Raw genomic sequence first — 1,116 nt, 5'->3', positions numbered from 1 at the left:
GCTTTGGTGTCAACACAATAAAAAAACTTTACAGATTTAGCAAGTTTGTCAGATTCGGTTTATAGCAGCTTTTACAATCAATGCTAAAATTTAGAAGAAAGTTATAACAATGATATTCAATAAGCATTATAGATATATAAGTGGCACTGAAATTGCTTATTTAAAAATGAAATATAGATAAATGATAAGACGAGGTTGCTATGTCAGAACAAGAGAAAGACCTAAAAGCCGATATTGATTATTTTATACAGGAACAGGCGACCAACGTATTGCTTAACCAAACTTCGTTTATAGAAAATCTTTCCGTACAGTCAAACCTATTTGAACAACTAAAATCGCAGTTTTTTAATGAGATGTTGGATGATGCGACGTCTAATGGTGTGGCCTCTAAAAAAATTGAACAATGGCTGAGCATTCGTACTTTGGATGAGTTGAAACAATTAAATGCGGAGGCTAAGCAACATTTTCTCTATCACGGCATTACATTTAACGTATACGGCGATAAAGAAGGAGTGGAGAGAACGATACCTTTTGATCTCATTCCAAGGGTTATTGAAAAAAAACAGTGGGAAAAAATCGCAGCTGGCTGCGCACAGCGAGTTAAAGCGCTTAATTATTTTTTAGATGACATCTATCATGGGCAACATATTTTAAAAGAGCAATTAATTCCGGAAAGTCAGATTATTTGTCATGAGGCTTTTCAACCCCATATGCTTAAACACACGCTCAAAGGCAAAATTTATTCTCAAATTAGCGGAATAGATATTATTCGTGACAGTGAAGGCGAGTTTTTTGTACTTGAAGATAATTTAAGAACACCATCTGGCGTATCTTATATGATTGAATGCAGGAATATTAGTCAGCAACTCATGCCTGAGCTCTGCGCTGCTAACAATCTGCAAGGTATTGAACACTATCCAAGTTTATGAAAAGAAATACTTCAAGAAAACTCTGAGGTTGATCAGCCTTTTATTGTGGTCTTAACGCCAGGACGTTTTAACAGTGCTTATTATGAACACGCTTTTTTAGCACGTGAAATGGATGTGCCACTGGTCACCAATCGAGATTTATTTGTAGAAAATGATCAAGTATTTGTAAAAACGATTCGTGGCCGTC

1 pseudogene is annotated in these 1,116 nt (G+C 35.6%); it reads left to right on the top strand.

The annotated features are described in order from the left end of the window. Positions 1–200 precede the first annotated feature (200 nt). A pseudogene (locus tag VXQ92_RS20190) lies at positions 201–1,116 on the top strand (circularly permuted type 2 ATP-grasp protein); the annotation flags it as partial.

Source organism: Acinetobacter sp. 228 (assembly GCF_048147885.1).
Note: the sequence above shows the minus strand (reverse complement) of the source record. Positions and strands in the feature narration are given on the sequence as shown.